This window comes from Candidatus Sarmatiella mevalonica (assembly GCF_016751895.1).
Taxonomy (GTDB): Bacteria; Pseudomonadota; Alphaproteobacteria; order Rickettsiales; family Rickettsiaceae; genus Sarmatiella; species Sarmatiella mevalonica.
In genome coordinates this window covers 1-7,637 of the sequence record NZ_JACVVM010000065.1, presented here as the reverse complement: position 1 = coordinate 7,637, position 7,637 = coordinate 1, and the positions used below count along the sequence as shown (strand labels likewise).

General features: G+C 34.7%; 10 protein-coding genes and 1 tRNA gene. 9 read left to right on the top strand and 2 right to left on the bottom strand.

The genetic code is table 11. The annotated features are described in order from the left end of the window. The first annotated feature begins 946 nt into the window (after window positions 1-946). Window positions 947-1,645: a RadC family protein gene (gene radC / locus Sarmat_RS05425; protein WP_202149779.1), complete on the top strand. Its 699-nt coding sequence runs from the start codon at window positions 947-949 to the stop codon at window positions 1,643-1,645. Between the two features lie 54 nt (window positions 1,646-1,699). On the opposite strand, the gene Sarmat_RS05420 is transcribed toward radC, so the two are convergent. Then, a complete protein-coding gene (locus tag Sarmat_RS05420) occupies window positions 1,700-1,870 on the bottom strand; it encodes a hypothetical protein (RefSeq protein ID WP_202149778.1) in 171 nt (56 codons plus the stop codon). Between the two features lie 144 nt (window positions 1,871-2,014). Here Sarmat_RS05420 and Sarmat_RS05415 point away from each other — a divergent pair. The 8 genes from Sarmat_RS05415 to Sarmat_RS05385 all read left to right on the top strand — a co-directional run bounded on the left by Sarmat_RS05415 (window position 2,015) and on the right by Sarmat_RS05385 (window position 7,459). Beyond that, window positions 2,015-2,089: transfer RNA gene (locus tag Sarmat_RS05415), tRNA-Ala, on the top strand. 80 nt (window positions 2,090-2,169) lie between these two features. Beyond that, entirely contained in the window at window positions 2,170-2,790 is a 621-nt protein-coding gene (gene yihA, locus Sarmat_RS05410; protein ID WP_202149777.1) for a ribosome biogenesis GTP-binding protein YihA/YsxC, read from the top strand. A 361-nt stretch (window positions 2,791-3,151) separates the two neighbouring features. Next, a complete protein-coding gene (locus tag Sarmat_RS07135; RefSeq protein ID WP_279611762.1) occupies window positions 3,152-3,274 on the top strand; it encodes a hypothetical protein in 123 nt (40 codons plus the stop codon). 310 nt (window positions 3,275-3,584) lie between these two features. Next, window positions 3,585-4,064: a Fe-S protein assembly co-chaperone HscB gene (hscB, locus tag Sarmat_RS05405; protein WP_202149776.1), complete on the top strand. Its 480-nt coding sequence runs from the start codon at window positions 3,585-3,587 to the stop codon at window positions 4,062-4,064. After that, a complete protein-coding gene (locus Sarmat_RS07130; RefSeq protein WP_202149775.1) occupies window positions 4,061-4,810 on the top strand; it encodes an Hsp70 family protein in 750 nt (249 codons plus the stop codon). Before hscB ends, Sarmat_RS07130 begins: the two co-directional genes overlap by 4 nt. Beyond that, window positions 4,798-5,889, top strand: coding sequence for an Hsp70 family protein (locus Sarmat_RS05395; RefSeq protein WP_202149774.1), 1,092 nt, complete (start codon window positions 4,798-4,800; stop codon window positions 5,887-5,889). Before Sarmat_RS07130 ends, Sarmat_RS05395 begins: the two co-directional genes overlap by 13 nt. Before the next feature lie 199 nt (window positions 5,890-6,088). Further along, on the top strand, window positions 6,089-6,970 hold the full coding sequence (locus Sarmat_RS05390) for a response regulator transcription factor (RefSeq protein ID WP_202149773.1): 882 nt from the start codon (window positions 6,089-6,091) through the stop codon (window positions 6,968-6,970). 351 nt (window positions 6,971-7,321) lie between these two features. Beyond that, window positions 7,322-7,459: a hypothetical protein gene (locus tag Sarmat_RS05385; RefSeq protein ID WP_202149772.1), complete on the top strand. Its 138-nt coding sequence runs from the start codon at window positions 7,322-7,324 to the stop codon at window positions 7,457-7,459. Here Sarmat_RS05385 and Sarmat_RS05380 read toward each other — a convergent pair. Then, a partial coding sequence (locus tag Sarmat_RS05380; RefSeq protein ID WP_202149771.1) for a transposase family protein occupies window positions 7,430-7,637 on the bottom strand: 208 nt, incomplete at its 5' end. The two genes, Sarmat_RS05385 and Sarmat_RS05380, sit on opposite strands and share 30 nt — an antisense overlap.

The window sequence follows — 7,637 nt, the reverse complement described above, 5'->3', positions numbered from 1 at the left end:
CACCCGTAATAATACTCAAGATTGCCGCAACAAAAGATTTTACTCTTGATTTATTTCCGGCTATATGAGATGATAGCGCTTGAAGGCTTGAAGTAGTATATTATGCATTTTTGTCACAAAAAATAAACGATATGTACTACTTCAAACCCTCATAGTAAAGCCTTTCCTTAAAAAATGTAGGGTACTATGGGATTAAAGATAGAATTACCGATTTATTCATTTGTATGATGCCTTACAGCACTTCTTTATCTCGCCTAATGCAAGGTGATTTACTATATATTCTAAAGATTGCTATATCATGGAGTGGCCTATCGGTGGAATATGGTAATTGGTATACAAGATATAAGAGATGAAGTGAGAACAGTTTCTTCTAGATAGCGATAGATATAATCTTTGTTGATGGCTCAATTATGCCATTGCACAGGCATGGAGGAAACGCTTTAAAAGAAAGGGGAGCGAGTGATCGGTAGAGGAAGAAAAGGTTTAGGCGCAACTATGTACGTTGCAATCAGTGAGGGCTCGGTTGTTACTTGTAGACTGCTCCCAGCACAAAAACAAGATGCAAGAGTTTTGAAGAGCTTAATCAGGAACTGCCTTGGAATAAAAAACAAAGTACCTTGTTACCAACAAGGGCTACCACGTTGCAAACATCGGAAATATATTAAATTACACGGAGCGACTCTTGTAATACCATTTAAAGGAGTTTATTTACCAAAAAATTCTCAAATTAACTCCTGAAGATTTTTATGATGTTAAATTTTACAAAAAATGCAACATTATTGAGCGCTTCTTTGGTAGATTAAAGGCAAAATAAAAGGATTGCTATGAGATTTGATAAAATTATCACTCTTTCCTTAGCTTTATCTCGCTTGCTATCGCTAAATTATTTTGTTAACAGTGCCATATCACTTCTTTTTTTCTATTATGAAATTCTATCGCTTTTAACATGTCCTTCGCTAAACAAAATACTAAACCACATTATATAGGTCATAGACAAAGAACTAAGGACAAATTCCTCAAATCACAGGATTATAGTTATTTAGAAGATTATGAATTGATAGAAATATTATTATTTTATGCAATAAATCGCAAAGACGTCAAGCCACTAGCTAAACATCTAATGCACGGCATGGGAGACATCGCTTCTTTACTGCATATCGATCCAAAGCAACTGGAGTCTAATTATCATTTAAATAAAAATTTTCAAATTTTGATATGTATCATCAGAGAATTAATGAATAGGTGTTTAAAACAACAGATTACCAAACGTCATATTATTTCTTCTTGGGATGCATTGATGGAATATTTAAAATTTAGCATGGGATATTTAAGGTTAGAGCAATTTCGCATAATATATCTCAACAAAAAAAACATCGTGTTAGCGGACGAAATTTTTGCGCGTGGCACTATAGACCAAGCGCCCATCTATATTCGAGAGTTAATCAAGACTATTCTCTTTCACGAAGCAGCTGCTATAGTATTGGTGCACAATCATCCTAGCGGAATACCGGCGCCATCTAAATCCGATATAGATATTACTCAAAGAATCAAGGAGGCATGCAATAGCATAGGAGTAAACGTGCACGATCACGTGATTATCACGCGAGAACATATGTTTAGTTTTAAAGCTCATCTATTACTATAAAAAAATAATAGACTTCTTCAAAAACTCTACTAGACCTCTTGCGTAAGTATTTAATTAACAATTAGCCAATGCGAGGGGTGAAGAAGGTTGTTTGTGATTATTAGACCTCTTTCCTAACTCTACTCCTGATGACAACTGTGGCGACGCTGTCGATGCGCAAGCCCTCACGTACTTCATGTACGCTGCGGCTCTGTGCTTCGTATACTCCTCGCATTTGCTCATCATGAGTGAGTTTCGAAAGAGGTCTAATATTTATCTGTCATCGCTCTTGACTAAAACTTTTTATTTGATATCATTACCTTACGCGTCGCGTTTTGCGCTTCGCGAGTCTTTAAAATTAGCTCGTTGTTTACGTCTAAGCTTAAACTAGGGGATGTAGCTCAGTGGTAGAGCATCTGCTTTGCACGCAGAGGGTCAAGGGTTCGATTCCCTTTATCTCCACCATCCCTAGCCTTCCTTCGCTTATTCTTTGTTTTTGTAATCATAATCTGATTCCATCTCTTTTCTTTAGTATGTCTTCCGTTATGTCTTTTCAGCCTGCACGTTATTGTTGCACAAAGGTTTTTAATAAATCTATTGAGTTCATCGCCGGCACAGACAAACCAAAACTTATACCAAACTATCATTATTCTGAAGTAGCTTTTATCGGAAAGTCTAATGTAGGAAAATCTAGTCTGATTAATGCCCTATGCAAGAGAAAAAACTTAGCCAGAGTAGCTCATACTCCGGGTCGTACACAGCAATTAAACTTTTTCCGAGTTGATGAAAAATTCGTAATAGTAGATATGCCTGGTTATGGCTTTGCTAATGTACCGCGGAGTTTAAAGGCTAATTGGGAAGAACTGATAGTGTATTATCTGAGCAATAGAGAAAATTTGCGTATGACATATTTGTTGATTGATGCTAGGCGTGGTATCGCTCGTAATGATTTGATGGTATTAGAAATGCTCAATCAGTTGCAAAAAAAACATACGATAATATTTACTAAATGCGATAAAATTAAGAATCAAAAGTTGTTATTACAACAAGCTCAAAACGCTTTGAGCAAAGACTGTGATTGCCAAGTGCGTATGTTGTGTTGCAGCAGCAAAGACGGAGAGAATCTTAGCTTATTACGTCAAGATATTATAAGCATATGTTACTAATACCCATCATCTCAACGTACTTGGCTAGTAAATATTACTACTTTTTAAAAGTATTCAACTTGCGTAAAAAACAAAACATTGATAGCATCATATTCACGCTTAGTGAGAGCAAGTAATTGCTTTATAGAGTTTGTGTAACACAAATCCATACGCTCTTACGCAAAAAAACAAAATTTTTATTTTATGCTATATCTTATAGGGCTCTAACAAAGTCCTGGATGTTTTTTTATTCATGTATGATATTATACATAGTCTCTTATCTAGAATAATTTCACTCATAGATAGCGACAATTATTTAGGGTATAATTTATAGATATTATATTGTTAAATGCAATACAATAGACTTCTTCTAAACTCACTCATGAAAAGCAAATGCATGAAGCATAGGCAGCGCAGAACTTCAGCGCACATGGAGTTAACGAAGGTCCGAACATTGAAAGACGACGCAGTTGTTATGAACATGAGAGTTTTGCGGGAGGCTTAATGCCCGCGCGACACTCAAATACTTTTAAGTTAATTCATAACAAAATAAACCTCACTTAGGTTTAATCCAGGAACCGTAGATTTTTTCTTTACACTCTTCCTGATATTATGCTTTGTTTTATAATTCAAAAACATCAGGTGCTGTGCGCATTATATATGCTTCACACCTTGCATACCTCTGTATCTATTTTTCATGCATGAGTTTCATCAGGTTAGGAAGTTTAGTATATTTTTTATAAACCTATTATCAATTGCAAATTCGAATCTCATGAAACTCTTCAATCTATAACCCATTAGTTTTAATAAAAATTATGCAAAATTACTTTGAATTATTCCAAATATCTCAAACTTTTGCTATAGATAATAAAAAGCTAAAGGAGAGGTATTTGGAACTACAATTAAAATATCATCCAGATAAGGCAACAGATCAAGACCAAAGAATGCAATTTACGAAGTATTGCGAGATATTAAATGATGGATACGCTACTCTTTCGGCTCCATTCAAGAGAGCTCGACATATCTTGGAGTTAAATAATTATTTTATGGAGGAGATAGCAAGCAACGACATGATAGAGTTAACGGAGATCTGGCAAGAGATGGAAGATTTAGAAGATGCTACTCCACATGATTTACGCACGCTATTAAACAAAAAAAACTCAGAAAAAGAATCATTGATGCATTGTTTGAATGATAATTTTAAACAGCAATATTTTACAGATGCAGTATTTCATGCAACAAAATTACGATATGTAGAAAAAATTATTGAATTAATCACGCAAAAAATTTCATGAAATTAATTGAGATATTAGATAACGTAAGTTGCCCTGAAGAAGCTGTTGCTGGTATAGATTTTGGTACGACAAATTCTGTGATAGCAGTTGCATATCAAAAACACATTCATATCGTACCTCTTAAAGTTAATAACATCTCTTCGCCTTTGCTAGCCAGTAGTTGGTGCGGAGTGCAATCATTAAAGAGATTTATGGGTAAAAAGAAAGATGAAATACTGCGTCAAGAGTTAGACGATCTTTGTTTATCAATAGATGAGAATAACGATGATTTGCTCTTCGAGGTCAATGGCGAGAGTTATTCACTGATTGAATTAATATCTAAAATACTTTCTTTCTTAATTGATAGCGCGGAAGAGTTTATTGGCGCAAAAATAACACGTGCAGTACTCACAACTCCTGCACATTTTAACAACTACGCGAAGAGTCAGCTAATTAAAGCCGCAAAAATGTCGAACATAGATGTGTTACGTTTAATAGCAGAACCTACTGCGGCAGCTTATGCATTATGCGATTTAAATGCAAATGCTAACTACTTAGTATACGACTTAGGAGGCGGTACGTTCGACGTTTCTATTGTCGAAACAGGTGGGTCGGTATGTAGAGTACTTGCTACTGGCGGCCACAATATGCTCGGAGGCGATGATATAGATGTAAAATTGCTAAATTACCTACAGAACAAGTATTTGAATTTATTAACATTAAGTAATAATAGAGATATAAAATACAATTTTGAATGCAAAAATTGATAGAATATATAAAATTTTCTCTTTCTTCTTTGCAACTAGTCACAAAAGAATATAAAAATTTTTTAATAGAAATGACTAGGAGCGAGTTAGAGAACGTGATAGAGCCAATCTTGCAGGATACTTTTAGTATTACACGCAAGACTTATTTGGAATCTACAATTGATAAAATACATGGCATAATACTAGTAGGTGGGTCGAGTATTATTCCTTGTATCGCAAATCAATTAGAAGAAATGTTTGACGCACCCATTGTGGGACATGTTTTTAGCTCTCAGCGCTCAGCGTTATGCAAATTAGATTGTGTAACGCAAGAAAACGTCTGCACCGACGCAAAAGGAGATTTTAGTTTAAATACTACGTTGGTGGCGTTAGGAGCGGCTAGGCAAGCTGAAAATTTAGTTTTACGCAAGGATTCTGTTGTGATAGATGTGACGCCTCTTTCCTTGGGATTAGAAACTTATGGAGATATTATGGAAGTGTTAATTCCAAAAAACACTCCAGTTCCTTGCGCGGTGACTCAAACTTTTACTAATCACCGCGTCGAACAAACTGCTATAATGTTTCACATATTGCAAGGAGAAAGATTGAGAGCGTCGGAATGCATATCTATTGCAAAGTTTGAATTACTTCACGCGCCAGTAAAGCATCCTGGTGCATTAAAAGTAGTTATAACTTTTGCCTTAGATAATAATGGAGTGCTATCAATTACGGCTTTCGACGAAGAGAATAATCAGTTTTATCAAACGGATGTGAGTCCATTTTCTGGTATAACAGACCAAGTGGTAAAAAGTGTTGTTGCTAATACTCGTGATAATCTTTCAAAAGATTTTGAATGGATTAAAAGAAGGTGTTTGGAGATAAAAAGTGAAAGATTAATAAATAATGTAAATTTTATTTATTCTCGTCGCAATGATTTGTCAGAAGATATGATGCACTTTGTTAACGAAGCAGTTATAATGCGTGACTCATTAATTGATGTTATAGAATTGAGTGATTATCAATTAACGCGTGAGCATTATAACCATTTGTTGCATTTAGTAAACAAATTATTAGAGCAAATATTTATGCAAAAGTCATAACACTATATACAAAATAGTCGCAATAATATATCATAAAATTCAATCTATTTGATTCTTTTATCTATTTAGATGTCTTGCATGTGTATTAAGATTATTTGACAGCACATTTGTTACAACACCTCGTTAAGATTTTATTTCTCTTTGCTCACAGTGAACGGTAACGTGCTGCTCTGATCTGCAGAAGGGACATTAGTGTTTAATGAGAGTATTGATAGTTGAAGATGATAACAGCATCAGCTCTTTAATGCAATGCATTTTGTTTGATGCTGGTATAACAACTACCGTTCTTGTATCTGGTATAGAAGCTTTAAATATTATATATAGTCATCATGACTATGATATTATGATATTAGATCTGATGTTGCCAGATATAGATGGTTATGAAGTACTAGCAAAGATGAGAAGTGGCGATATTCAGCTGCCAGTGCTAATTGTATCGGCCTTGAGTTCTATTGAGCATAAAATTAAAGGGTTATTGATTGGTGCAGACGATTATTTAACCAAACCATTTCATAGGGATGAACTAGTGGCTAGAATAAGGGCGATTACCAGAAGAGGTAGTAGAAAGAATGCTATTATTACTTTTGGTGATATTATGATTGATTTAGAGGCTGGAGTTGTTAGTGTTTGTCAGCAATATGTAAGACTTGGTCACAAAGAATATGTAATTCTTGCATCATTAGCCTCTAATAAACATGTCATTTTAACAAAAAACTTTTTGTTTGATACCCTATATAAGGGTAAACCGAGCACCACATCCAATACAAAAATTATCGATGTTTATGTATGCAAGTTGCGCAAGAAGTTAGCGTCTGTTAATGGCAAGGACTATATAGATACTGTTTGGGGGTTTGGTTATACATTAAAAGAAAATCCAACTTTGCCATTTCAATATAGAACATTGGAAGATGGGCGTAAGGAACCTATATCACATCTTACACCTGCAAATAACGAAATACGGATGTCGCCAACTAGTACAAAACAAGAAGATATTATTTTTCAATGTAATGATGAAAGTGAGGAAAATACAAAAGTTGCGGAAAATGAGTGCGATGCTTTAGACGACGACTGGAGTATATAGTCAATGCTATTGAGTGTGTTGTAGATCGTGCGTTAAAACGATCATTTGAGCATGATAATTTGAAATATTCAACAAAAAGTTAGTGCCAGTCGCATAAAACCTCGGTAGAAATTTTTTATCATAATTTTGATAAAAGCTGATTGTATAAAAGTTTTAGAAGGTGGAGTGGGAATTTCATAATCTTTAGAAACTAGAGCTGTTGCGTAAGTAAGAAAGTAAGTTATGAACTTAAAAAACACAGAGTATGTTAGGTGTAGAGCTGATGTGTTTTATATCACTAATGCTTTATTATAAAATCCATTTTTGAAATTAATAATTCCAGCTATAATAGACCTCTTTCGAAACTCGCTCATGATGAGCAAATGTGAGGAGTATACGAAGCACAGAGCCGCAGCGTACATGAAGTACGTGAGGACTTGCGCATCGACAGCGTCGCCACAGTTGCCATCAGGAGTAGAGTTAGGAAAGAGGTCTAATATTAAACTTTAAGTTATACGCTTTGCATTTATTACGGTAAAGATTCGATAAAATGCGAAAGTTTTTAAGTTGAGCGATAATATTTTCAACTTTTATACGTCTTTTAACAATTATCTTATTATATATTTTTTGCCAGTAACTCAAGGGCTTTTTCTTTCGTGTTTTTATCGGTGTTTTGGCGTTCTTGCAA